This window comes from Paenibacillus sp. Lou8.1, assembly GCF_024213565.1.
Taxonomy (GTDB): domain Bacteria; phylum Bacillota; class Bacilli; order Paenibacillales; family Paenibacillaceae; genus Paenibacillus; species Paenibacillus polymyxa_B.
On record NZ_JANAVN010000001.1, the window covers coordinates 471,125 to 496,654 of the forward strand.

A 25,530-nucleotide genomic window follows, 5' to 3' on the forward strand; every position below is an offset into this window, starting at 1 on the left:
AATTTAGGGAGGATTTATTTCAGATGGCAAACCGTATTTTGATCGTGGACGATGCTGCATTTATGAGAATGATGATTCGGGACATCCTGTCCAAAAATGGATTTGAAGTAGTAGGAGAGGCCCAGGACGGATCACAGGCCATTGAAAAATTCAAGGAGCTTCGTCCGGACCTGATTACGATGGATATCACGATGCCTGAAATGGACGGCATTGCCGCTCTGAAGGAAATCAAACAAATTGACGCGAACGCAAAGGTTATCATGTGTTCCGCGATGGGTCAGCAAGCAATGGTTATTGATGCCATTCAAGCTGGCGCAAAAGATTTTATCGTTAAGCCTTTCCAATCGGATCGGGTTATCGAAGCCATCAACAAAACACTGGGTGTGTAAGGCGCACCCAGTATGGATACACAACAGGGTGCCTCTGACGCATTGAGTACATCCAGCAATATAGGCAACATTGCCTGGGTCCTTTTCGTGCTAATCTTTATCATCGTACTGATCGTGTACTTGATACGGTTTTTGAGTAAAAGAAATCAGAGCTGGTTCAGCAACCGCTCCGTTCGCATACTGGGAGGCGTGGGGCTTGGTCCCAATAAATCCCTTCAGCTTGTTGAAGTTGGTAGCAGTGTGTACCTCATTGGTGTGGGAGAAGATATCCGGCTTGTTGACAAAGTATCCGATCCTGAAGAAGTGGAGCAAATTTTGGCCGCACTGGAGCAGGAAGCTTCTCTGCAGCGCGGCCCGATTGCCCCGCTATTCGCTAAAATTGCGGATAAGCTTCGCCGGAACAACGCGGCACAGCAGCAGCCTGAAGAGGAGACATCTTTTCACGAGATGTTTGAATCCAAGCTTCGGCAAATGCCGAATCGCAAGGATAAACTTGAAAAGCTGCGCAATGAGGAGAATACTACAGATCGGTCGGGAGATTCATGAGAAAAAAGATTATACTTGCATGTTTGCTGCTTGTCTTGTTCAGCTTCATTTCGGTGACGGCGGCCTCTGCGGAACCGATTCCGAACATTGATATTCAAGTCGGCAATTCGGACAAAGGACAGCCCGGTGCCACCTCGCTGTCTATTATTTTACTTATTACTGTCATTAGTGTAGCGCCTGCATTGCTTGTACTTATGACAAGTTTTACGCGAATTGTGATTGTGCTTGGCTTTGTGCGAACTTCGCTGGGAACCCAGCAGATGCCGCCTAATCAGGTGCTTGTCGGACTGGCTTTGTTTCTCACTTTATTCATTATGGCACCGACGTTCTCAGCTATGAATGAAACCGCACTTCAGCCGTATCTCAAGGGGGATATAACACAGTCTCAGGCGCTGGATAAGGCATCGGTACCGATCAAGACCTTTATGTTCTCTCATACACGTGAGAAGGATCTACTACTCTTTATGAAATACACCAAGATGGAAAAACCAAAGAATTATCAGGATATTCCACTAACGGTGATGGTTCCGGCTTATGCAATCAGTGAGTTGAAAACGGCATTTCAGATGGGCTTTATGATTTTCATACCATTTTTAGTTATAGACATTGTGGTGTCGAGTACACTCATGGCTATGGGGATGATGATGCTACCACCGGTAATGATTTCACTTCCTTTTAAAATACTGCTCTTCGTACTTGTAGATGGTTGGTATTTGGTAGTCAAATCATTGCTTCTGAGTTTTAACACATGAATACTTCATGCAAGGACAGCAATCAAGGAGGACGGCAATGACTTCGGAGTTTATTATTTCCCTGGCTGGGCAAGCGGTGTACATTGTACTCAAGGTGAGCGCTCCGATGCTGATTTTGGGGCTAGTCGTGGGTTTGATTATCAGTATTTTTCAGGCGACAACCCAAATTCAGGAGCAAACACTGGCCTTTGTTCCGAAGATTGTCGCCGTATTGCTGGCATTGCTTTTGTTCGGGCCCTGGATATTGACCACATTAGTTGACTTTACGTATAACATTCTAGACAATTTGTACAAATATATAGGTTAGGCTGAATGTTATGAACATATTGTTACAGAGTTTTCCTGTTTTTTTGCTGATTTTTTGTCGGATTACCTCATTTTTTGTAGTAGCGCCTATTTTTTCAACCCGAGGGGTACCTAATATCTTTAAGGTTGGAATTTCAGGATTTCTAGCTTTGGTCGTGTATCTTACATATGGTACGCATCAACAGGTACCGACCGATGTATCGTATGTGCTGTTAGTGGGCCGTGAAGTGCTGATTGGGTTGTTATTGGGGTTTACTGCATATCTGTTCATGACAGCGATCCAAACCGCAGGTTCATTTATAGACCTACAGGTAGGCTTCGGAATGGCGAGTGTGTTTGATCCCATGACAGGGGCTTCAACGCCTTTAACGGGGAATTTTAAGTTTGCCATAGCTGTATTGTTCTTTTTAAGTATAAATGGGCACCATCATCTGCTAAATGCTATCTTATACAGCTATGATTGGGTACCGTTGACAAATGATTTTTTTGTAAAGCTGTATGGTGGCAGTGTAACTGAATTCCTAGTACGTTCTTTTGCGGAATCATTTATGCTTGCCTTTCAAATTGCTGCTCCCATTGTAGTGGCTACCTTTTTAACAGATGTGGGACTTGGTTTTTTAGCTAAAACAGCGCCACAATTCAACATTTTTGTTATTGGTGTACCTCTTAAAATTATTGTGGGACTGTTCATGTTACTGCTTCTCATGCCAAGTTTTGCTTTTATATTCGAAAGATTGTTTTCGGTGATGTTCGAATCCATGCGCAACTTGTTGGATATTATGGGTAATCGTCCTTAATGTCTGGTCTGGAGGAACGTAGTTTGTCATTTAAATATGCTATGAACCTGCAGTTGTTCTCAGGGGAAAAAACGGAAAAAGCTACACCCAAAAAGAAACAGGATGCAAGACAAAAAGGGCAGGTTGCCAAAAGCATGGAGTTGCCCGCCGCTGGTGTCCTGCTGGTTACGTTTTTTTGCCTCATGATTTTCGGCGGGTATTTTAAGGACCATGCAGTTCGACTATTTCGAGATATTTTTGTGAATCGGCTCTCTATGGAGGTAACGCCGAACACAACGCTGCTGATGATGGGCGAGTATGGCGTGCAAATCTTGATTATGCTAGCACCTATTTTTATTGGGGCTATTGTCATCGGGATAGCAGCCAATTACATGCAGATCGGCTTTTTATTAACCGGAGAGGGCATTACGCCCAAGTTTAGCAAGATTGATCCGATTAAAGGATTCAAAAATATTTTTTCCATGAGGTCATTGGTTGAATTCCTAAAATCCGTTTTAAAGATGACTGTAATTGGTTATCTGGTGTACAGCGTACTCTGGAAAACAAAAGCTGACCTACCCAAACTGGCTGAAATGTCCGGCGATCAGATGTTGAGCTTTACAGCTTCATTAACGATGGAACTGGGGCTCAAAATTGGTGTGGTACTGTTCGTTTTAGCGGTATTGGATTATATGTATCAACGTTATGAGCATGAGAAAAACCTGAAAATGTCCAAACAAGACATCAAGGATGAATACAAGAAAATGGAGGGTGACCCGCTGATCAAAGGGAAAATTCGCGAGCGTCAGCGCCGTATGGCTATGCAGCGTATGATGCAGGAGGTTCCTAATGCAGATGTCATTATCACCAACCCTACGCACTTTGCTGTGGCTTTGAAATATGACGGTTCGGAGATGGAAGCGCCGCAGATTATTGCGAAAGGGCAAGATTACGTTGCGCTCCGAATTAAAGAAATTGCCAAGCAAAACGGCGTAATAACGATGGAAAACAAGCCGCTGGCGCGGGCGCTGTTTCAAAGAGCCGAAATCGGGGATGCGATACCAGCTGATCTGTTCCAGGCCGTTGCCGAAGTGCTGGCGTATGTATATAAATTAAAAGGTAAAGTGAAATAAAGGGATCGGAGGGCTAGAGACCCGTGAAAATAAAAGAAATAACTGTCCTTGCAGGCGTCATCGGTATCGTTCTTATGATGATTCTCCCGATCCCATCATGGCTGCTGGATATCCTACTCGTCATTAATATTTCTATTGCTTTGATGATTCTACTCGTTTCTATGAATACGAAGGAAGCTTTACAGTTTTCTATTTTCCCTTCATTGCTACTCATTACAACGTTGTTTCGTTTGGCACTTAATATCTCTACAACCAAACTTATTTTAGGTGAGGGCCATGCAGGGGAAGTAGTTGCTACGTTTGGTAGTTGGATTGCAGGAGGGCAAATTGCCGTCGGTTTTGTTGTCTTTCTCATTCTCGTGGTCGTACAGTTCATTGTTATCACCAAGGGATCTGAGCGGGTTGCTGAGGTAGGCGCACGGTTTACATTGGATGCGATGCCGGGTAAACAAATGAGTATTGATGCTGATCTGAATGCAGGTTTGATCAATGAGCAGCAAGCCCGTGAACGACGCAGTAAAATCGAACGGGAAGCTGATTTTTACGGAGCGATGGATGGTGCGAGTAAATTCGTTAAAGGTGATGCCATTGCTAGTATTATCATTTTGATCATTAACTTGGTCGGCGGCTTTATTATCGGTATGGCCGTTCAGGGAAAAGGATTTCAAGAGGCGCTGTCGACTTATTCTGTACTCACCATTGGTGACGGACTGGTCAGCCAGATTCCCGCACTGCTCATATCCACGGCGTCAGGCTTGATTGTTACGCGGGCTACGTCGGATGGCAACTTGGCAGAGGATTTAACTGGACAGCTCTTTTCTTATCCAAAACTGATCTACATTGTGGCTGCCACAATTGCATTATTGGGCCTCTTCACGCCTATTCATATCATTACAACTCTTCCACTGGCGATTCTGCTGTTTTTCGCGGCTCGAAGAATGCAGGGCAATATGGAACGCAAGCAGATAGCTGATGAACAGCTGGAAGAGGAGCAACAAATTGAAGAAGTCCGTAGTCCAGAAAGTGTCATTAATCTGCTTCAGGTAGATCCAATTGAATTTGAATTTGGATACGGGTTAATTCCGCTGGCGGATACACAGCAGGGCGGGGATTTATTGGATCGGATTATTATGATCCGTCGTCAATGTGCTTTGGAGCTGGGTTTGGTTGTGCCGGTCATTCGTATTCGGGATAACATTCAGCTCAAGCCTAACGAATATGTCATTAAAATTAAAGGTAATACCGTGGGCGGCGGGGAGCTTCTGTTAAATCATTACCTGGCTATGAGTCCGGGATACGATGACGATTCTATTTCAGGGATTGAAACGACAGAACCGGCCTTCGGATTGCCCGCGCTCTGGATTGATGAGAACACCAAGGATGTTGCGGAACTATCGGGTTATACCGTAGTTGATCCACCTTCAGTTGTAGCTACTCATCTTACGGAGACGATCAAGAAACATGCTCATGAGTTGCTTGGCAGACAGGAAACACGGTCGCTGGTCGACAATCTCAAAGAGAATTATCCAGTGCTGGTGGACGACCTTATTCCTTCTGTGCTTGCGATTGGGGATGTACAAAAAGTATTAGCCAAGCTGTTGAAAGAAAAAATCTCCATTCGCGATATGGTGACTATTTTCGAAACGCTAGCTGACTACGGTACTTATACAAAAGATCCTGACGTGCTGACTGAATATGTCCGTCAGGCGTTGTCCCGCCAGATTACGCAGCAATTTGCCCAACAAGGGGAGACGTTACGCGTTATCACAGTGGGACCAGGATTGGAGAAGAAAATTGCTGAAAGCGTGCAACAGTCGGAGCAAGGTAGCTATTTGGCTCTTGATCCGGTGTCTACGCAAACGGTGTATCAAAGGATGATGGAGCAAATCAACCGTCTCATTCAATCTGGACAGCAGCCTATTGTGTTAACGTCACCGACAATTCGGATGTATTTGCGGCAAGTGATGGAGCGGACTATGCAGGATGTCCCGGTGCTGTCGTACAGTGAGCTGGAGCCGAACGTTGAAATTCAAAGTGTCGGGGTGGTGAACTTATGAGAGTGAAACGATATGTAGTGGATACCATGCCAGAAGCTATGCTGCAAATCAGGGGTGACTTAGGAACAGACGCCGTCATTTTAAGTACAAAGGAAATGAAGGTCGGCGGTTTCATGGGAATGTTCAGTAAAAAGAAAATCGAAGTGGTAGCTGCGGTAGAGGAGAAGCAACCTCAAAAGCCACGACGGTTTGGACCATCTTCACAAGAGCTTGCCCAGACGGCTTCACCTCAAATGAACGCTCCTAAACAGCCAGAAAAATCATTTATGCCTGTGGTTCCCAGACAAGCTGCTCCAGAAGCTTATCGGCGGGTAACGCAGATAACGGGTGGTTCCAAAGAAGAACAAGCTGAATTAACGAATGATGCAGAACAGGCAGCTTCAGCAACTGAGCATTTGTTATCTAGGCCTGCTAATAATCTGGAGACTATGTCTCAAGCACTTGATCATGAAGCATTGATTTCGAACATGAAATCATCCAGTGAACTGTTTAAACAGCCCATTGAAGTAAGCGTTCCAGACAAGAGCGGAGCGGAGGAAAATCAGGCTCTGCTTAATGAATTGCGGGAAATGAAGGCTATGATGACTCGGTTTTCCCGTAATTCTTCATTGGAAAGTACTTGGCCGGAGCCGCTGCAAGAGATTTGTGAGCGTGTGCTGGAGCAGGAAGTGGAACGCGATTTACTGGAGTATTGGCTCGAACAGGTATATGTGCGCCGGAGTGAGCATCCTTTTGCGCCTGAAACTTTTGATTGGGAACAAGTCTTTCGTGAGGAAGTGGCCAGTTTTATTCAGACAAGACTGGACAAAGGGATCTCCAAAGATACCAAAATTGTGTATGTGGCAGGTCCTACCGGAGTAGGGAAAACGACAACCATTGCCAAGTTAGCAGCAGAGCAGTTGTTTAAGCATCATCGCAAAGTTGGATTTATTACTTCTGACACGTACCGGATTTCAGCCGTCGAGCAACTGCGTACATATGCTACGATTTTGAATGTACCGCTTGAAGTTGTGCAGTCTCCCGGTGACGTCCACAGAGCCATTCAACGTCTGGAACATTGTGACCTGATCCTCATGGATACCGCAGGACGAAATTATCGTAATGAATTACTTGTTTCGGAACTGCAAAGTCTGCTTTCGCCTATTAATGAAAGTGAGACGTATCTGGTACTCAGCCTGACATCCAAAAGCAAAGATATGCTCAATATAACTGGACATTTCAGTAAGTTTGGTCTTGGTAAGGTTGTATTTACTAAGATGGACGAGACAGGTAGCTGCGGTGGAATGTTTAATCTTTTGCATCAATTTCCGATGCAACTGGCCTATATTACCAATGGACAAAATGTTCCTGACGACCTGCTTCATCCCGATACAGAAATGGTGACAAGCATGCTGCTTGGACCCAAAGCATCATCAGGAGCTAACGGAGATTCCATATGAGTGACCAAGCCCAATCCCTTAGACAAATGGCTTCTTCCTTGGATAAATATCGATTGCCCCCACGTAATCGTCAAGCCAAAATTATAACGATCACCAGTGGTAAAGGCGGGGTGGGCAAATCCAATTTTACGCTGAATTTTGCTCTGGCTCTGCAATCCCTTGGTCGAAAGGTACTTGTGTTTGATGCTGATATCGGTATGGCCAATATTGATGTATTAATGGGGGCCAATTCACAATACAATCTTCTTCACCTGTTAAAACGTGAGAAATCAATTGATGAAATTATTCAAACGGGTATAGGTGGTTTGCCTTATATTGCTGGAGGATCGGGCTTGAGCGAATTGTTTACGTTATCGGATGACGATCTGAATTATTTTGCCGAAGAAGTAGAAAAAATGGCGGCAGATATGGATTACATTCTATTTGATACAGGTGCAGGTTTATCTAAAGAAAACCTTAAATTCATCACTTCAGCTGACGAATGCCTGGTCGTAACCACACCGGAACCGACGTCCTTAACAGATGCGTATGCGCTAATTAAAGTCGTCAGCGGTTTGCAAAAGGATACGGTATTCAAAATTATAGTCAATCGTGCCGATAACGATAATGAGGCCCGTCAAGTTGCCGATAAGATCGCACTGGTTGCGAAACGCTTTTTGGAGATCGAAATCCCGTTGCTTGGGCATATCAGTGATGATACTCATGTCATGCAAGCAGTCAAAAGGCAAGTACCTTTTATGGTTGCTTTTCCGGGATGTGCGGCTTCAAGAGATGTATTGAATCTGGCACACCGTTTTGCAGCAATGCCACAGATTCCGCAATCAGGTGCATTGACTGGAATTAAAGGGTTTATGCAAAAATGGTTGCGACGTTCTGTACATTGATTTTGATGAGAGGAAACAGAGGTGTTTAACATGTGTGCTTACCGGGTGCTGGTTGTAGATGATTCGGCCTTTATGCGCAAAATTATTACAGATTTAATTGTAAGGGATGAGTCGTTCAACATCGTAGGTACAGCCGCCAATGGCAAAGAGGCTGTAGAGAAAGTGAAGGAATTGCAGCCCGATTTGGTCACCATGGATGTCGAGATGCCTGAAATGAATGGTCTTGAAGCATTGCCATTGATTATGGCAGCCCATCCGCTACCTATTATTATGCTGTCAGGCATTAATGAACAAGGCATGAAGGAGACCATCATGGCTTTGGAGGCAGGAGCTTTCGATTTTATAAGAAAGCCTTCCATTGCTCATGCGCAAGATATCGAGCAAGTGAGCAAGGCGTTGCTGGAACAGATGCACACTGCTATGCAAGCAGTGCGGAGCCGCCTCGAGCGCAAGGAAGCTAATGAGCGCAAAGCTGCATTGGAACAAGCGAAAAAAACGCCACAGGAAAAGCCTACAGGACAGGCGGTGACTGAGAAACGAGCAGGCAGTCAAGCTTCGACAGACAAGCCTCCTGTTGTTCCGGCTGCTCCTTCACCTGCTGTATCAGCTCAGCCGAAGCGTGACGCTAGCAAGTCCGTCCCGGCAGCAGCCAAGCAGGAAACGAAACGACAACAGTCTGGAACATCTGTTACGGCGGGGCGTATAGAACAGCCAGCTGCTCAGCCAAGCAAGTCAGTCCAAGCACCTACTGTTCAGAAGAAGGAAGACCTGTCCAAGGGGATGGGACGAACACCAGGGAAACTAAACAGTTCTAATACGGCCGCTGACAAATCGCTGTATGGTAAGGATAAAGCAGGGCTGGTTAAGCCGGAGCCCCGTAAGACGGTGAGTTCATCAGCTACTCCTATTCCAGCGGCTGCTACGCCTCCAGTAACGGCACCTACAGTTCCTGCCGCACCTAAAGGATTTTCTCTTAAAAAAGGTGTGCATACGTCCAGCTTTCGCAAACTGGTGGCGGTGGGATGTTCTACGGGCGGTCCGCGGGCGCTTAAGACGCTGTTGGAACGCATTCCTGGTGATTTTCCTGCTCCAATCGTTATCGTTCAGCATATGCCGCCAAACTTCACTCGTTCGCTGGCACAACGCTTGAACACGTTAAGTCCACTCCGAGTTGTGGAGGCTGAGCAGGGAATGACGCTGGAGACTGGAACGGCCTACATTGCCCCAGGGGGATATCAACTAAGAATTGTGCCAGGAGCCGGTGGTAAATACACTGTGTCACTGAAGATGGAGGAAGCTCGCAATGGTCACCGTCCTTCCGTAGATACGATGTTTGAATCGTTGCTCTCGTTAACCTCGTTGGAGCGGCATCTAGTATTGCTCACTGGAATGGGGAGCGATGGGGCCAAAATGATGAAAAAGCTTTATGATGCTGGGGTACAATCCACATTTGCTGAAAATGAGGAAACTTGTGTAGTGTACGGAATGCCCCGCTCAGCAGTAGAGTTAAAATGTGTGCGTCACCTTCTGCCAATGCAGGAGATCGCCCCCAAGCTTGTACAAGTTGTGAAATAATCGGAGTGTAACTCATGGAGGAGGTGTCTCACAATGGACATGAACCAATATTTAAACATGTTTATTGATGAGTCGAATGATCATCTGCAATCTCTTAACGAAAAAATGCTTCAACTGGAAAGCAATCCAACCGATCTAGGCATCGTTCAGGTGATTTTCCGTTCTGCCCATACCCTCAAAGGAATGGCTGCTACGATGGGATTTGAAGACCTAGCATCGCTAACTCACCAAATGGAAAACGTTCTTGATCTGGTACGTAACAACAAGCTGGCGATGCATGAATTTATATTCGATACCTTATTTAAAGGATTGGATGCTTTGGAGTCCATGGTGCAGCACATTACAGAGGGAGGCGACGGAAAAGCGGATGTCTCCTCTATTGTATCTTCACTACAATCCATCGTGAGTGGGGATTTCCAAAAGTCCGGCACAAATGCTGCCACTGAGGAGTCTCCATCTAAAAAAGTGGACAAAAACGATAGTGCTGGGCTTGTCTTGGATCAGTTCCAGTATTCTGTACTGGAGCAATCTATTTCTGAAGGACATCGTGTTCACTATATACAGGTAACAATCAGCTCAGAGAGCCAGTTGAAAGCGGCACGTGCCTTTATGGTGTTCAATACGCTGGAAAACTCAGGTGAAATCGTCAAGGCCTATCCGTCGGTACAGGATATTGAGCAGGAGAAATTCGAGCAAAGCTTCTCGTTATATTACATAACGCAGAAAGAAGTTGGGGAGCTGGAAAAGGAAATCGCGGGTATCTCTGAAATTGACACTGTCTCAGTGGTACAACTAGATCAGGAATCGCTTAAACAAATGAGCGAAGTTACTGCTGGACTGGCTGAGGCTGCTGCGGTGCAGGAAGCACCTGTTGCCGTGCAACCACCTGCTCCATCCCAGCCGCAGTCTCCAGCTGCGGCCTCTGTGGCTAAGCCAGCAGCAGGTAAAGCGCCAGCAGCTAAGGCAGCTGCGCCTACGCATAACCGTACGATTCGCGTAGATATTGAACGCCTGGATGTACTTATGAACTTATTTAGCGAGTTGCTCATTGACCGTGTGCGGTTAGAGCAGTTGGCAAGTGAAGCTTCCAATCCAGCACTGACAGAAACAGTAGAGCACATGAGTCGTGTGAGCAGCGATTTGCAAAACGTCGTTCTTAAATTGCGGATGGTACCAGTAGATACTGTTTTCAATCGTTTCCCGCGTATGGTGCGCGATCTGGCCAAATCGCTGGATAAAAAACTTGATTTGGTTATTACTGGAGCAGAGACTGAAATGGACCGCACTGTTATCGACGAAATTGGCGATCCTCTGGTGCATTTGCTTCGGAACTCCGTGGATCATGGTATTGAGTCGGTAGCCGACCGGATTGCAGCTGGTAAACCTGAGACAGGAACGGTTCACTTGCGTGCTTTCCATAGCGGAAATAACGTATTCATCGAGATTGAAGATGACGGAAATGGTATTAATCGCGATAAGGTACTAAACAGTGCTATTTCTAAAGGGATTTTGACGGCAGAGCAAGCAGCGGTCATGACCGACGAGGAAGCCTATCAGGTGTTGTTTGCTCCGGGCTTCAGTACGGCTGCAGTCATTTCAGACGTATCAGGACGTGGTGTCGGTTTGGACGTTGTTAAATCCAAAATCACCGCTTTGGGTGGCAATGTTACGGTTCACTCTACACTGGGCCAAGGCACTAATTTCTCTGTGCAATTGCCGCTGACCCTATCCATTATTGCAGCCATGATGATACAGATCGGTTCTGAAAAATATGCGATTCCATTGTCATCCATTGTGGAGACTGCGATCGTCAAGCGGACACAAATTCGTTCAGTACATGGCAATAAAATGATTGCTTTCCGCGATTCTCATATCCCGCTCATCTCCTTGAGTCAGCTGTTCGAGGTACCGGACTTCAATGAAGATGAAGAAGAAGAGACAGAGGTCGTGGTCATCCGCAAGGGAGACCGTCTGGCAGCTCTTTCCGTACAGGACTTTTTGGGACAAAGTGAAATTGTCCTTAAAAATCTGGGCAAATACCTTCCAAACATCCAAGGAATTTCAGGCGCCACGATTCTGGGTGACGGTCAGGTTGCTTTGATCATCGACCCGAATGTTTTCATTAAATAATGTCTTCATCAAAAATGAAAGAAATGTGAAGTTGCTGACATCAATAAGGAGGGTTTTTAGACATGGGAGAAGAAATTAAAGTTATCGTATTTAAGCTTGGTGAAGAGGAATACGGTGTTGAAGTAGAAAAAGTCCAATCTATTGAACGCATGGTGCCGATTACACGGGTTCCAAGAACCTACGATTTTGTTAAAGGCGTATTCAACATGAGAGGCGTAGTCATTCCGGTTATTGATCTTCGTGGCCGGTTTGGATTACCTGAAGCTGAATATACCGATCAAACTCGCATCATTATCGTTGCAGTGGGTGAAATGCAAGTCGGCTTTATCGTTGACTCAGCGAATGACGTTATTGACCTGAATACTGACAATATCGAGACACCACCGGAAGTGATTGGCGGAGTTAAGGCTAAATACCTTCGCGGAGTTGCTAAGATTGGTGAAGAGCGCTTGTTGATTATGCTGAACTTGTCTGAAGTCCTGAATCGTAGCGAGATGAACCAACTGGAAGGCTTAGAGGATTAACATATGGAAAATCTCGGAAATCTTGAAGACTTCAAGTTGGATGTGTTGAAAGAAGTCGGCAACATTGGCTCGGGGAACGCTGCTACAGCGCTCTCCCGGCTTCTCAATAAACCGGTTGATATGGGTGTGCCCAAAGTACAAATGCTGCCCTTTGAGGAAATTGCCGAGAAAGTCGGCGGCTATGAGCAACTTGTTGTTGCCATATTTTTTAGGGTAGAAGGGGAAGCCCCCGGGAATCTATTCTTCATATTGCAGCCTCAGGCGGCAAAAAGCTTACTTTCCCGTTTGGCGAATATTCCTTCAGATGATGAGGACAGTTTTAACGAAATGGAGCACTCAGCCCTGTCGGAGATCGGAAACATTTTAGCAGGCTCATATTTGTCTTCGCTGGCAGACTTTACGCGTTTATCTATGTATCCAACAGTCCCTGCGCTGGCGTTGGACATGGCAGGAGCAATTCTCAGCTATGGACTGCTGCAGTTTGGGCAGATGGGGGATGCTGCATTATTGATTGACACATCGTTTCTGGAAGGGCAGAATCAGATAGAGGGTCAATTTTTCCTGATTCCTGATCCAGAATCGTTCGGGAAAATCTTTAGGTCGTTAGGAGTCCCGATGAACGATGATTGAGGATAAAAGCATCATTAAAGTCGGTATGGCTGACTTAAATGTTACCAGTAACCCGAACTCGATCCGCACGACAGGACTTGGTTCTTGCGTCGGATTGACTCTCTACGATCCTCACTTGAAACTGGCAGGTATGGCACATGTGATGCTACCATCCTCGGATATTGCACGTGAAGGGCAACTGAATATTGCTAAATACGCCGATACGGCGCTGCCCGAGTTATTTGAGCGGATGCTGAAATTGGGTGCTGAACGACGCAGACTGATTGCCAAAATGGCAGGGGGAGCGCAGATGTTCGCCTTTGCCGGTAGTGGAGATACCATGCGCATTGGTCCACGCAATGTAGAATCATGCAAAGAGATGCTCGTAGATCTCGGTATTCCCTTGATTGCGGAGGACACAGGCGGCAATTATGGACGAACGATTGAGTTGGACTCTGAAACTGGCGTTTTGAATATTCGAAGCGTACAAAAAGGTGTAAAGGAATTATAAACATGTTATTTGGCAGCTTACGCATTAATCTTTGGTCTGGAGTAGTCGGATTTATTCTGACTTTTATGTTGTCCGTTGGCAGCAATCTGCTGACCACGAGCTTAATTCGTGGCTTGATCGCCTTCGTTTTTTGGTTCCTGCTTGCATTTGTGCTGCGCTGGACACTAGGTGTTGTAGCGCGGCCAGATCTGGGGAATGCCCAAAGCCGGGCAAGCTCTCAGGTAGATGGCGTAGGGGGGAATCTGGACCTGACGACACCAGACGAGAATGAAAACCTGAATGAATTGCTGAAACCGAAACCAGAGCAGACGGACGAAGGGAACAAGGGTTTCGCGCCTTTAAACCCACCTAAGCTGGTTTCCAACAAGGACCCTGAAGAATTGGCCAAGGCCGTTCGTCACCTGACAGACAAATAAGGAGGGTGAAGCCGATGAACGAGCGTAAAGCCGCTCATTTAAACCATTCCGAACTATGGGAGCAATGGAAAGAACACGGTGACAAGGAAGCAAAAAAACAGTTGATTGAAAAGTATCTCCATATTGTGGAATATGTTTCGGGCCGCCTTGCAGTAGGCTTGCCCAAAAATGTATCCAAGGATGATCTGGCGAGTAACGGCGTTATGGGTTTGATTGACGCTTTAGAGAAATTTGACTATGAGCGTGGTTTGCAGTTTGAGACTTATGCTTCTTGGCGTGTTCGCGGAGCGATTTTGGATGGTCTTCGTCAAGGGGATTGGGTTCCTCGTTCAGTTAGGGAAAAAGCAAAAAAAATCGAGGATGCCTACCAGCATTTGGAACAAAGATATTTACGCACGGTAAGCGACGAAGAGATGAGCCATTATTTGGACGTTTCTGAAAAAGAGTTTCAAAGTATGATCCAGGAAGTCGCTGTTATGTCGATTGTCTCACTGGAGGACCCGATCCGCGAAGAGGAATCGGAAACACGGCTTTCCCTTTTGGTGGACGAGAAGGCGAAAAATCCGGATCATAAGGTCAATGAATTTACACTTCGTGATGCCCTTGCACAAGGCATTGATAAATTGACTGAAAAAGAACGTATCGTTGTTTCTTTATTGTATTACGAGGATTTGTCACTCAGCGAAATCGCTGAGGTCATGTCGCTATCTCCATCGCGAATTTCACAGTTGCATTCCAAAGCAATATTACGTCTAAGAGCGACATTGGACAAACAACGGGATTTGCTAATGCGTAAAGATTAACGTACGGGAGGTTACAGTAACAGTTAGACGGAAGGAGCACCCTTGTGGAGAAGCAATATGCTTTGGACCAGTATTTAAAAGTGGTTGTCTCACCTGACAAACAAACAGCCTACTTGGAGTTTGCCAAACGTGAAGAAGGTTTTGCCTGTTCTGTGGAAGAATTAGAGCGTTTTCTAAGCAACCAAAAAATATCCTACGGTTTAATGACCGATGCGATTCGCGTATTTGCGGCAAATCCGGAAGATCATTTCTTCGGAAAATTACTGATTGCTCAGGGAAAGCAGCCGATCCATGGCAAAGACGGAAAAATTAATCTGGCTGATATTGTGACTGGCGAAGATGCACATAAGCCACTTGAAACCGTAGATGGTCGGGTGGATTATAAAGAACTAACTCGTTTAAGAAATGTAAAACGTGGACAACTGATTGCCGAACGAGTTGATCCTGTGCCGGGTGTACCGGGGATTGCTGTAACCGGAGAGGAAATTCCTTTTCTTCCAGGAAGAGAGGCGCGTTTTAAAGTTGGAAAAAATGTAGTGATCCATCCGGAAGGTGTTGCCATGTATGCGGCTATTGACGGACTGGTGACTACGACTGAAAAGGGCAAGCTTAATGTGTTCCCCGTATATGAAGTGAACGGGGACGTCGATTATAGTGTCGGTAACATTGATTTTGTTGGAACCGTCGTCATTCGTGGGAATGTCTTGACAGGGTTTCGCGTTCGGGCGGCTGGCGACATTCGTGTCATCGGTGGTGTGGAAGGCGCTGAAATTGAGGCGGAAGGTTCAGTGGAAATCAGTGGCGGTATTATCGGATACCATAAGGGGTTCGTGAAAGCTGCACAAAATGTCAAATGCTCATTCATACAAGATGGTAACGTGATTGCGGGAGGCGATATACTTGTATCCCAGAGCATCATGCATTCCCAGATTAAAGCGAGTTTAAATGTACTCTGCGAGGGGACCAAAGGGCTTATCGTAGGTGGCAGTGTACAAGCTGGTAAAAAGGTAGTAGCTCGTACCATCGGTAATACGATGTCCACAGCTACTGTTATCGAAGTGGGTGTGCTTCCTGAACTGCGCGATGAACTGACAGAACTCCGCGCACGTTTGAAGCAGCAGACAGACAGCCAGGATAAAACGAATAAGGCCCTTACCATATTGGATCAACTTGCCGCCGCCGGACAGCTTGCACCTGAAAGAATGGCTATGCGAATCAAGCTGACGTCTACTAAAAAATCTAATGAACAGGAGCTTTTGGAAACCAAGTCCAGAATGCTTGAAATTGAACGAACATTAGAGGATACAAGCCGGGCACGGGTAGAAGTGAAAAATGTGATTTACGGTGGCTCTAAAATAGTTATCGGCAGATATACGAAATTTATTAAAGATTCAGTGGAAAGAATGGCGTTTTATTATCATGAAGGAGACATCAGCATGTCCTCCTACGTGTAATTCGGCACACTGTTAATCATTCAACATTGTATTCCTTGAAAGACAGATACGGATGCCCAATCGGAAAGGGTGTGGTCCAATGAGCTTGAAGGCTGTTGAATTGCAAATTGCCGTACCTCGCACCAGTGAAGCAGGAAAATACCAAAGTGAGTCCCAGCAGCGGCCGATGAATGATCAAGCATTGCTTGGACAAAAGGCCGCGCTGGAGACAGAGAACAAGCGTCAGCGAAGCAGTGCCATAGATCAGTCTGCAGAAACATTCGTCGGTGAGCGGCAAACGGGAGGACAGAGCAGAGATTCTTCCCAGCAGAGCCGTTCCCAATCAGATGAGACTGAGGTGCCTAAGGAGCATCCGGCAGAGCATCCGTACAAGGGACACCATATTGATTTTTCGCTCTGATCCGACAGGTGGAGAAGCGTTATTAAAGGAGACGATGGGCAGTGGATCAACCATGGATTTATATTGTTCTGCTGGGCGCTGCAGCTGTTGTCTACGCCTGGCTTCTGCCTAAGCGTCAGCCAGGCCGGGGAACAGAAGAGGCCGTCGTTCAAAAGGTCGAGGCCACATTGGAGCAGTATATGGCCGATATTGAAAACGACAATGACGAGCTGATTGAGCTCGTATCTGGTATGAAGCAGGAGCATACAGTTAAACAGGCGGCATTACAGGAACAAGTAGCTGAGCTTCGGAACCGTATCGTGGAGCTTGAGCGCCAGGCTATGTTTGCTACTGTTTCTATGCAAACCGAGCCTGTATCTAAGGAAATACAACATACAGTAACTTCTCATCAGGCAGCGGTTGCTTACGGTCAATTTCAAAGTCCGCAACCTGGAGTGTCTGTACAGGAAGGCTATTCTGATTCAGAAGCTCCTCTCGTAACTATGGAGGAGCAGACAGTATTGCAAGACCCTGAAACTGAGCAGGAAGTAGAGTCCATCCGTGATCGTTATCAAGAGTTGTTTGCGCTGCATGAGCAAGGCAAGTCGTTGGATTATATAGCCAAGCAATCAGGCATCCAGCGGGGGGAAGTACAGCTTATATTGCAACTCGCGGAGCGGGAGGATGTAACGTGATCAAAAACCGTTCATTTATGCTAGGCATGGGTACGGGCCTTATAACGGGGGCATTGCTGTTGCAACTGGCAATGATCGGTCAGGGACAATCGCAGCAATCTTCAACAGACCCAAAAAACATGACGCGAGAGCAATTAGAAAAGGCAGCTGCCGAATTAAATCTTCAGATCAGTGACAGTTCTGATCCGAAAATGACAGAAGAGGAATGGCGTAATAAGGTGATCAAGGAAGGCAACAAAACTCCGGCTGCACCCGAAAAGGCTAAACCAGCTCAAACGCCGTCAACACCAAAGGTACCTGCAAATAGCACATCCTCGGCGGCTTCTAAACCTTCGACCAGCGCATCGGTTCCACAAAGTCCGAATAAGCCGCAAACTCAAAGGTCTGGCACTACAACGACTCCCAACATCCCCAAGCAGCCTGCCACCCCACAAGTGCAGTATAGCATTGCCTCGGGAAGCAATTTGAGAAGTGTGGCATCAGGATTGCAACGGGCAGGGGTTGTGTCGGATGCTAGTGCGTTTGAGGCAGCAGCTAAGGCCCAAAAAATCAATACCAAAATTCGTACGGGTACCTATCAGTTTGCTAAAGGTGAGGATTTCAGTTCTATTATTACTAAAATTACAAAAAAGCCGTCCAACTGACCAGACCGGGAAGTGGACGGCTTTTATTCATGCTGACAAGTTCGATAAGAGGCGTAAAACGTCACATTTTGCGTTGTTCCAACTATTGTCGAAAAGTTGGTTGCAACGATGCAAGTGTTATGGTATATTAATTGACGGTGTTAAAAACGCACGTCGGTTAATTTTATAGAGGGTGCTTTCCAATGGAAAGTCTTTATGAAAAATGATGTCGGCGGAGGACACACAAAAAACCAAACTTAGGAGGTGCGTGAAGATGGCAGTAATCTCCATGAAACAGCTTTTGGAAGCTGGGGTTCACTTTGGTCACCAAACACGTCGCTGGAACCCGAAAATGGATCGTTATATCTTCACTGAAAGAAACGGTATTTACATCATTGACTTGCAAAAGACAGTGAAAAAGGTTGAGGAAGCTTACAACTTCGTAAAAAGCATTGCAGCTGAGAATGGTACAATTCTGTTCGTAGGCACGAAGAAACAAGCACAAGATTCCGTTAAAGAAGAAGCAGCACGCGCTGGTCAATTCTACATTAACCAACGTTGGTTGGGTGGTACGCTGACTAACTTCCAAACGATTCAAAAACGTATTGACCGTTTGAAACAACTGGAAGCTTGGGAAGAAGACGGTACATTCGCAGTTCTTCCTAAAAAAGAAGTTATCATTCTTCGCAAAGAAAAAGATCGTCTTGAAAAATTCTTGGGCGGTATCAAAAACATGAAGGGCCTTCCAAGTGCTCTGTTCATCATTGATCCACGCAAAGAACGTATCGCGGTTGCTGAAGCTCGCAAATTGGGTATCCCAATCGTAGGTATCGTTGATACAAACTGCGATCCAGACGAAATCGACTATGTTATCCCAGGTAATGACGACGCAATCCGCGCTGTTAAATTGCTGACAGGTAAAATGGCTGATGCAGTTATGGAAGCAAACCAAGGCGAAGAAACTACAGCATAATATTTCCATTAGGAAATACCTATATGAATTAAATGAAAAGGGTGGTTGGCAGGTGTATAACCTCTCACTACCCTTTTTTTAAGGAATAAAGCACGGTATACCACTGAAAATCAAATTTGGAGGGAAATAATATGGCAGTTAATGCTAGCGCAGTAAAAGAGCTTCGTGAAAAAACAGGCGCAGGAATGCTGGATTGTAAAAAAGCGCTTGAAGAAGCAAACGGTGATTTGACAAAAGCGGTTGAAGTTCTGCGCGAAAAAGGACTTGCAGCTGCAGCCAACAAAGCAGGTCGTATTGCTACTGAAGGTGTTGTTGAATCCTACATCCATGCTGGCGGCCGTATCGGCGTACTGGTAGAAGTAAACTGCGAAACAGACTTCGTAGCTAAAACAGACCAGTTCAGAGATTTTGTGCGCGATATTGCAATGCATATCGCTGCATCGAACCCTCGTTATGTTCGTCGTGAAGAAGTGCCACAGGAAGAGATCGAAAAAGAAAAAGAAATCCTGAAAGCACAAGCTCTGAACGAAGGTAAACCAGAGAAAATCGTTGAAAAAATGGTTGAAGGCCGCATTGGTAAGTTCTATGAGGAGTTCTGCTTGTTGGAGCAATCTTTCATCAAAGATCCAGACAAAACAATCTCCACGCTTATCAACGAAAAAATCAGTACAATTGGCGAAAACATCTCTCTGCGTCGCTTTGTTCGTTTTGAACTGGGTGAAGGTCTGGAGAAAAAAGAAGATAACTTCTACGAAGAAGTTATGTCTCAAGTGAAACAATAATTACCAACGAACGGTAATTGCATATGGAAAAAACGGAAATGGAACACATCAGTGTTCCTTTTCTTGCAACAGGACACCTATCCTGTTACATAAAGTATAAATGATATTGGAGGGTGATCATTTGGAAAAACCTGTGTTTAAGCGTGTTGTCCTGAAAGTTAGTGGTGAATCGCTGTCAGGTCCTAACGGTTACGGTATTGATGCGGATACGATTGCGTCCATTGCCGAACAAGTCAAAGACGTGGTGGAACTGGGAGTAGAAGTTGCTATCGTGTGTGGTGGCGGTAACATCTGGCGTGGTATTGCTGGAAGTGCCAACGGAATTGACCGGGCCACGGCAGATTACATGGGTATGCTGGCAACAGTGATGAACTCACTGGCCTTACAGGATGCTTTGGAACAGATTGAAGTACCTACTCGTGTACAAACATCCATTGCGATGCAACAGATTGCTGAACCTTATATCCGCCGTAGAGCTATCCGTCATTTGGAAAAAGGTCGGGTTGTTATTTTTGCAGCAGGTACAGGTAATCCGTTCTTCTCGACTGATACTACTGCTGCATTACGTGCTGCTGAAATTGAAGCGGAAGTAATTCTGATGGCTAAAAATAAAGTGGATGGCGTATATTCTGCTGATCCGTTTAAAGATAGCACAGCCGAGAAATATGAGCAGCTTACGTATTTGGATGTGCTCAACAAAAATCTCGGTGTCATGGATTCTACCGCTTCCTCGTTGTGCATGGATAACAATATTCCGTTGATTGTCTTTGCTATTACAGAGCAAGGTAACATTAAACGTGTCGTGCTGGGTGAGAAAATTGGTACGATCGTCAAAGGGAGTGTAAATTAATGCCACAATCTGTGAAAAAGAGTGCTGAGGAACGCATGCAAAAAGCAATCCAAGCATTGCAACGTGATCTTGCATCTTTGCGTGCAGGACGGGCGACACCAGCTTTACTGGACCGTGTACAGGTAGAGTATTATGGTGCAATGACTCCAGTCAACCAGCTGGCGAATATCAATACACCTGACAGCCGGACCTTGATGATTCAGCCTTGGGACAAATCTTCCTTGGCCGATATCGAGCGCGCTATACAAAAATCCGATTTAGGTTTGACACCTTCGAATGATGGTAACACCATTCGTCTGAGCATTCCTGCTTTGACGGAGGAACGCAGAACTGACTTGGTGAAGTTGACGAAGAAGAACGGTGAAGAAGCGAAGATCGCTATTCGTAACATTCGTCGTGATGCCAATGATGACATCAAAAAATTGGAGAAAAGTGATATTTCCGAGGACGAATCTCGTAAACATCAAGAAGATATCCAGAAAACAACTGATAAGTTTATCGCTGAAGTGGATAAAGTTTTAGCTGCAAAAGAAAAAGAAATTATGGAAGTTTAAAAGATTGGCAGCCCCTCCCTTACGGTGGGGTTTGTCTCTTTTCAAGCCTGAGGCACATTTTCAGAGAATGCTGGAGGAACTGGAATGATCAAACGGGTTCGGTCTTGGTGGAACGGGGAACAAAAACAGCAAACACCGGCCATTTCAAAAGACAATATTCCGCAGCATGTTGCTGTCATCATGGATGGGAACGGCAGATGGGCCAAACGGATTGGAATGCCGCGGATTGTAGGGCACCAAAATGGAATGAAGGCAGTGAAACGCACAGCAATTGCAGCGGATGAACTGGGTATTAAGTATTTGACTTTGTTTGCATTTTCAACTGAAAATTGGACGCGTCCAAAGGACGAAGTTGATTTTCTAATGCGCTTACCGCAGGAATTTCTGGCTATTGAGCTAGATGAGCTGATTGAAAAAAATGTGCAAGTGCGTATGATGGGCAATAAGGAACATTTACCTTCCCATACCGTTGAGGCGCTGACTGAAGCGACTCGACGAACTGAAAATAATACCGGACTTGTTCTTAATTTTGCATTAAATTATGGAAGTCGGTTGGAAATCACAGAATGCATGCAAACATTGGGCCGTCAAATTGCGGATGGGAAGCTTAAAACAGAAGATATAACATCTGAGCTGATCGGTAATACGTTGCTTTCTAGTGGTATGCCAGACCCTGATTTACTGATTCGAACAAGCGGTGAGCTTAGACTTAGTAATTTTATGCTCTGGCAGCTTGCCTACAGTGAGTTGTGGTTTACTGATATTTATTGGCCTGAGTTTAAGAAAGAACACTTATACGAAGCAGTGATCGAATATCAGCAAAGAACACGGCGGTATGGCGGACTGAAGTAAATGGAGGATGAAAGCCGTTGAGACAGAGATTAATTACCGGTATTCTGGCAGGCATATTCTTTTTGGCGATGGTCCTGTGGGGCGGCTTGGCCTACCATTTGCTTATATTGGCGATGGCCCTAATCGGATTTTATGAGTTCGCACGAATGACGCAGGTATCTCCTTTTGGAGGTACAGCAATACTTGGATACGTAAGCATATTAGCTTTTGTATTCCCGTATGAACCTTTTGGTTTGCACGCACCCTTACCCTTTGCCAGTATGCTTTGGCTGGTAATGATAGCTTTTATGATCATCACGGTAGGAACAAAAAATAAAATCCCGATTCAAACGGTAGCTATATTATTTCTTGGTACCGTTTATATAGGGTTTGGATTTTCGTATATTGCGGAATCACGTCATATGGAACATGGACTGTTATGGACATTTTTATTATTGGCTTGTATTTGGGCAAGTGATGCAGGGGCATATTTTGTAGGCAAAATGGCAGGAAAGACGAAATTATGGCCTGCGATCAGTCCGAACAAAACGGTCGAAGGATCCATTGGCGGCATCGTTTTAGCGTTGGTTATAGCTCTTGTATTCGCTGGATTATCGGGTGGACTGCTGCCATGGGGCAAAGCCATCGGCATCGGTTTGTCATGTGCAGTTGTGGGACAACTGGGCGATTTGGTACAATCTGCATACAAACGAGTGTACGGCATTAAAGATTCCGGTAATCTGCTGCCAGGGCACGGTGGTATACTAGACCGCTGCGACAGCTGGATTGTCGTTTTTCCATTTGTACATATGCTGATGCTGCTTCCATGAGTCTATTGATTACAGTTTATGCTCAGGCTAATCTCTATGCTGCTCACTCTGCGCTACTAGAAGGTTGGAACCAGTAGCATAGCTGCCTGAATAACAATCAATGAGCTCCTGGATAAAAGTGATTTTCAGGATAGGAAGGTGCATCATGAAAAGAATTACGGTACTTGGTTCAACCGGATCTATTGGAACTCAAACGCTGGATGTAGTGTCCATGCACCCGGATCAGTTTACTGTTGAGGCTTTAGCAGGTGGTTCTAATATAAAGTTACTTGCTGAGCAGGCTCATCTTTATAAACCCAAAAAAGTGTCTGTGGGTACTCGGCAGTTGGCGGATGAAATTCGTCCTTTACTGCCTTCTGGAACGGAACTGTATTGGGGAAATGAAGGACTCGTTGAGCTTGCTGCGAACACAGAGGCGGATATGGTTGTGACGGCTGTAATGGGCAGTGTCGGATTGCACTCCACGCTGGCCGCAATTGAGGCTGGAAAACAGATCGGTTTGGCCAATAAGGAAACACTGGTTACTGCTGGTCATCTGGTCACAGCGCGGGCTCGGGCGAAAGGAGTGCCGTTGCTGCCGATTGACAGTGAGCATTCAGCTATTTTCCAATGCTTGAATGGTGAGCGTATGAAAGATGTGGCACATATTACTCTCACAGCATCAGGGGGTTCTTTTCGAGATTTGACAAGAGAACAGTTGCGTGAAGTTACAGTGGAAGATGCACTCAAGCATCCCAATTGGTCAATGGGGGCCAAAATTACAATTGATTCAGCAACGATGGTAAACAAGGGGCTGGAAGTCATTGAGGCGCATTGGCTATTCGGACTTGATTATGAGCAGATTCATGTGTTGCTTCATCCGGAAAGCATTATTCATTCCTATGTTGAGTTTCAGGATACAAGCATTGTTGCTCAACTTGGGAATCCGGACATGAGAGTACCCATTCAATATGCATTGACTTATCCTGAGCGTATGAAGTCCCCGGCGAAGCCGTTGTCACTGGCTGAAGTGGGCAGACTCCATTTTAAGGAAATGGATTATAATCGTTTTCCTTGTTTAAGGCTTGCCTTCGAATGTGGTAAAATGGGTGGTACAGCACCGACCGCATTTAATGCAGCTAATGAGATTGCTGTTGCCCGTTTCCTGCGTGGAGAAATTTCTTTTCTGCATATTGAAGCTATTATTGAACGTGTGCTGGAGCGGCATGTCAATGTGGCTAATCCTGATTTGTCTGCGATTGAAGCATGTGACGGAGAGACTCGTAGCATAGCTGCGGAATTGTAGGCTAATGTTGGGTTAGAAACGAAATGTGATTCTCTTGTGCGGGATCGGAGAATAATGATAATCTAGGAAGACAAACTCGATCTCATTGAAAGGGGAACGGAAACGATTGGAAACGATTCAAATAGTGTTGATGACGGTGCTCATGTTTTTCGTCATAGTGACAGTGCATGAATGGGGGCATTATTATTTTGCCAAGCGCGCCGGGATTCTGGTACGGGAGTTTGCGATCGGTTTCGGTCCGAAACTGTTTTCTTATAAAAGAAACGAGACGCGATTTACGTTGCGTTTGTTGCCGTTCGGTGGCTTTGCCCGCATGGCGGGAGAGGATCCGGAGGTCAATGAAATTGAGACCGGACAAACGATTGCTGTACGCGTAACGGATGACGTCGTGAAGACCATCTATCTGGATCAACTGGATAATCGCAAGAATGTGGTGCGTGGCGAAGTGTTGGATATTGATCTGGAACAGTCGTTAACTTTAAAATTGGATGTAGATGGCGAAGATCAGCAATACACTGTACACCCGCAAGCGATGATGGTAACCAAAGGTCAATCCATTCAGATTGCACCCAAGGATCGGCAGTATGGGAGTAAAACAGTAGGACAGCGTGCGATGGCTATTTTTGCTGGACCACTGATGAATTTTATTCTTGCCTTTATTTTGTTTGGTCTGCATATTCAGATGGTTGGCATACAAGTGGACAACCCGACGTATGTCCAAATTAGTGAAATTACAGCAGGTATGCCTGCTGCTGAAGCTGATTTGCATAAGGGAGATATCATCGAATCGGTGAATGGAATAGCCATTGGTGCGAATGTTGAAAACATGATCAAACTGATTGCGGATTCTCAAGACAAGCCGATGAAGTGGACGGTTCGCCGTGATAATAAGACCTTTGATCTTACTATTACACCTCGTGCAATGGAAGGACAAAAGGGTGGCAAGGTGGGCATAGTGCCTGAACTTCCAAAACGCCAAGCAGGCGTGGGTGAAACGTTCAAATTTGCCGGACAATCCATGGTCAGAACGACCGATATTATTTTCCAAGGATTTAGCCAGCTCATTCAACGATTTTCTATCAATGACTTGGGAGGCCCGGTACGTACTTTTGAAGTGACGGGGCAAATTGCCAAGCAGGGGATTGAGCAGTTGACGTATTGGACTGCCATAATGAGTCTTTACCTAGGGATATTTAATTTATTGCCTATTCCGGCTCTGGATGGAAGCAGACTTGTTTTCCTCGGTGTAGAGGCGGTAAGAGGACGTCCTGTTGATCCGAGCAGGGAAGGAATGGTCCATTTCGTTGGTTTTGCTATGCTATTCCTGCTTATGATTGCGGTCACGTATAACGATATTTTACGCTTAATTAATGGTTAATTAGAGACGGGCTTATACAAAAACGGTCTGTATGGGAGGACATGCA

General features: G+C 45.6%; 28 protein-coding genes. All 28 read left to right on the top strand.

Going from position 1 to position 25,530, the window contains the following annotated elements; all coding sequences use genetic code 11:
• Positions 1-23 precede the first annotated feature (23 nt).
• The 28 genes from NLX78_RS02275 to rseP all read left to right on the top strand — a co-directional run bounded on the left by NLX78_RS02275 (position 24) and on the right by rseP (position 25,484).
• Positions 24-389 carry a response regulator gene (locus NLX78_RS02275; RefSeq protein ID WP_010346372.1) on the top strand — a complete coding sequence of 122 codons (366 nt, stop codon included), beginning with the start codon at positions 24-26 and terminating at the stop codon, positions 387-389.
• 12 nt (positions 390-401) lie between these two features.
• Positions 402-935 carry a flagellar biosynthetic protein FliO gene (locus tag NLX78_RS02280; protein WP_023988197.1) on the top strand — a complete coding sequence of 178 codons (534 nt, stop codon included), beginning with the start codon at positions 402-404 and terminating at the stop codon, positions 933-935.
• A complete protein-coding gene (gene fliP / locus NLX78_RS02285) occupies positions 932-1,687 on the top strand; it encodes a flagellar type III secretion system pore protein FliP (RefSeq protein ID WP_013309901.1) in 756 nt (251 codons plus the stop codon). The genes NLX78_RS02280 and fliP overlap by 4 nt, the downstream gene beginning before the upstream one ends.
• Positions 1,688-1,724: 37 nt before the next feature.
• Positions 1,725-1,994, top strand: coding sequence for a flagellar biosynthesis protein FliQ (gene fliQ, locus NLX78_RS02290; protein ID WP_007430038.1), 270 nt, complete (start codon positions 1,725-1,727; stop codon positions 1,992-1,994).
• A gap of 10 nt (positions 1,995-2,004) precedes the next feature.
• A complete protein-coding gene (fliR, locus tag NLX78_RS02295; protein ID WP_254325826.1) occupies positions 2,005-2,790 on the top strand; it encodes a flagellar biosynthetic protein FliR in 786 nt (261 codons plus the stop codon).
• Positions 2,790-3,902: a flagellar biosynthesis protein FlhB gene (gene flhB / locus NLX78_RS02300; RefSeq protein ID WP_039274693.1), complete on the top strand. Its 1,113-nt coding sequence runs from the start codon at positions 2,790-2,792 to the stop codon at positions 3,900-3,902. Before fliR ends, flhB begins: the two co-directional genes overlap by 1 nt.
• Before the next feature lie 23 nt (positions 3,903-3,925).
• The gene (flhA, locus tag NLX78_RS02305; RefSeq protein ID WP_235308127.1) at positions 3,926-5,959 is read left to right on the top strand and encodes a flagellar biosynthesis protein FlhA; all 2,034 of its coding nucleotides are present in this window, start codon (positions 3,926-3,928) and stop codon (positions 5,957-5,959) included.
• Complete coding sequence (gene flhF / locus NLX78_RS02310) at positions 5,956-7,398, top strand: flagellar biosynthesis GTPase FlhF (RefSeq protein WP_254349500.1); 1,443 nt, start codon at positions 5,956-5,958, stop codon at positions 7,396-7,398. Before flhA ends, flhF begins: the two co-directional genes overlap by 4 nt.
• Positions 7,395-8,282, top strand: coding sequence for a MinD/ParA family protein (locus tag NLX78_RS02315; RefSeq protein WP_254349501.1), 888 nt, complete (start codon positions 7,395-7,397; stop codon positions 8,280-8,282). The genes flhF and NLX78_RS02315 overlap by 4 nt, the downstream gene beginning before the upstream one ends.
• 30 nt (positions 8,283-8,312) lie before the next feature.
• Positions 8,313-9,857 (top strand): chemotaxis protein CheB, encoded by a 1,545-nt coding sequence (locus tag NLX78_RS02320; protein WP_254349546.1) that lies wholly within the window; start codon positions 8,313-8,315, stop codon positions 9,855-9,857.
• A gap of 33 nt (positions 9,858-9,890) precedes the next feature.
• Positions 9,891-11,987, top strand: coding sequence for a chemotaxis protein CheA (locus tag NLX78_RS02325; RefSeq protein WP_061829450.1), 2,097 nt, complete (start codon positions 9,891-9,893; stop codon positions 11,985-11,987).
• A 62-nt stretch (positions 11,988-12,049) separates the two neighbouring features.
• Entirely contained in the window at positions 12,050-12,511 is a 462-nt protein-coding gene (locus NLX78_RS02330) for a chemotaxis protein CheW (protein ID WP_007430046.1), read from the top strand.
• Positions 12,512-12,514: 3 nt separating this feature from the next.
• Positions 12,515-13,141: a chemotaxis protein CheC gene (locus NLX78_RS02335; protein ID WP_023988204.1), complete on the top strand. Its 627-nt coding sequence runs from the start codon at positions 12,515-12,517 to the stop codon at positions 13,139-13,141.
• On the top strand, positions 13,134-13,631 hold the full coding sequence (locus NLX78_RS02340) for a chemotaxis protein CheD (RefSeq protein ID WP_010346358.1): 498 nt from the start codon (positions 13,134-13,136) through the stop codon (positions 13,629-13,631). Before NLX78_RS02335 ends, NLX78_RS02340 begins: the two co-directional genes overlap by 8 nt.
• Positions 13,632-13,633: 2 nt before the next feature.
• Complete coding sequence (locus NLX78_RS02345; RefSeq protein WP_254349502.1) at positions 13,634-14,047, top strand: hypothetical protein; 414 nt, start codon at positions 13,634-13,636, stop codon at positions 14,045-14,047.
• A 14-nt stretch (positions 14,048-14,061) separates the two neighbouring features.
• A complete protein-coding gene (locus tag NLX78_RS02350) occupies positions 14,062-14,850 on the top strand; it encodes a FliA/WhiG family RNA polymerase sigma factor (protein ID WP_016820968.1) in 789 nt (262 codons plus the stop codon).
• Positions 14,851-14,894: 44 nt separating this feature from the next.
• Positions 14,895-16,304 (top strand): flagellar assembly protein A, encoded by a 1,410-nt coding sequence (locus NLX78_RS02355; protein WP_254349503.1) that lies wholly within the window; start codon positions 14,895-14,897, stop codon positions 16,302-16,304.
• A 79-nt stretch (positions 16,305-16,383) separates the two neighbouring features.
• Positions 16,384-16,704 carry a hypothetical protein gene (locus NLX78_RS02360; RefSeq protein WP_254349504.1) on the top strand — a complete coding sequence of 107 codons (321 nt, stop codon included), beginning with the start codon at positions 16,384-16,386 and terminating at the stop codon, positions 16,702-16,704.
• 41 nt (positions 16,705-16,745) lie between these two features.
• Positions 16,746-17,378, top strand: a complete 633-nt coding sequence (locus NLX78_RS02365) for a hypothetical protein (RefSeq protein WP_254349505.1) — start codon at positions 16,746-16,748, stop codon at positions 17,376-17,378.
• Positions 17,375-18,022, top strand: coding sequence for an endolytic transglycosylase MltG (locus tag NLX78_RS02370; RefSeq protein WP_235308134.1), 648 nt, complete (start codon positions 17,375-17,377; stop codon positions 18,020-18,022). Before NLX78_RS02365 ends, NLX78_RS02370 begins: the two co-directional genes overlap by 4 nt.
• A 253-nt stretch (positions 18,023-18,275) precedes the next feature.
• Positions 18,276-18,974, top strand: a complete 699-nt coding sequence (gene rpsB, locus NLX78_RS02375) for a 30S ribosomal protein S2 (RefSeq protein ID WP_013309916.1) — start codon at positions 18,276-18,278, stop codon at positions 18,972-18,974.
• 131 nt (positions 18,975-19,105) lie between these two features.
• Entirely contained in the window at positions 19,106-19,756 is a 651-nt protein-coding gene (tsf, locus tag NLX78_RS02380) for a translation elongation factor Ts (protein ID WP_013309917.1), read from the top strand.
• Between the two features lie 121 nt (positions 19,757-19,877).
• A complete protein-coding gene (pyrH, locus tag NLX78_RS02385; protein ID WP_013309918.1) occupies positions 19,878-20,606 on the top strand; it encodes a UMP kinase in 729 nt (242 codons plus the stop codon).
• Positions 20,606-21,160, top strand: coding sequence for a ribosome recycling factor (gene frr / locus NLX78_RS02390; RefSeq protein WP_029517013.1), 555 nt, complete (start codon positions 20,606-20,608; stop codon positions 21,158-21,160). The genes pyrH and frr overlap by 1 nt, the downstream gene beginning before the upstream one ends.
• An 84-nt stretch (positions 21,161-21,244) precedes the next feature.
• Positions 21,245-22,012 (top strand): undecaprenyl pyrophosphate synthase, encoded by a 768-nt coding sequence (locus NLX78_RS02395; protein ID WP_023988210.1) that lies wholly within the window; start codon positions 21,245-21,247, stop codon positions 22,010-22,012.
• A 17-nt stretch (positions 22,013-22,029) separates the two neighbouring features.
• Positions 22,030-22,821: a phosphatidate cytidylyltransferase gene (locus tag NLX78_RS02400; protein WP_254349506.1), complete on the top strand. Its 792-nt coding sequence runs from the start codon at positions 22,030-22,032 to the stop codon at positions 22,819-22,821.
• 145 nt (positions 22,822-22,966) lie between these two features.
• On the top strand, positions 22,967-24,106 hold the full coding sequence (locus tag NLX78_RS02405; RefSeq protein ID WP_250261622.1) for a 1-deoxy-D-xylulose-5-phosphate reductoisomerase: 1,140 nt from the start codon (positions 22,967-22,969) through the stop codon (positions 24,104-24,106).
• A gap of 106 nt (positions 24,107-24,212) precedes the next feature.
• On the top strand, positions 24,213-25,484 hold the full coding sequence (gene rseP / locus NLX78_RS02410) for an RIP metalloprotease RseP (RefSeq protein ID WP_061829443.1): 1,272 nt from the start codon (positions 24,213-24,215) through the stop codon (positions 25,482-25,484).
• Positions 25,485-25,530: the final 46 nt, after the last annotated feature.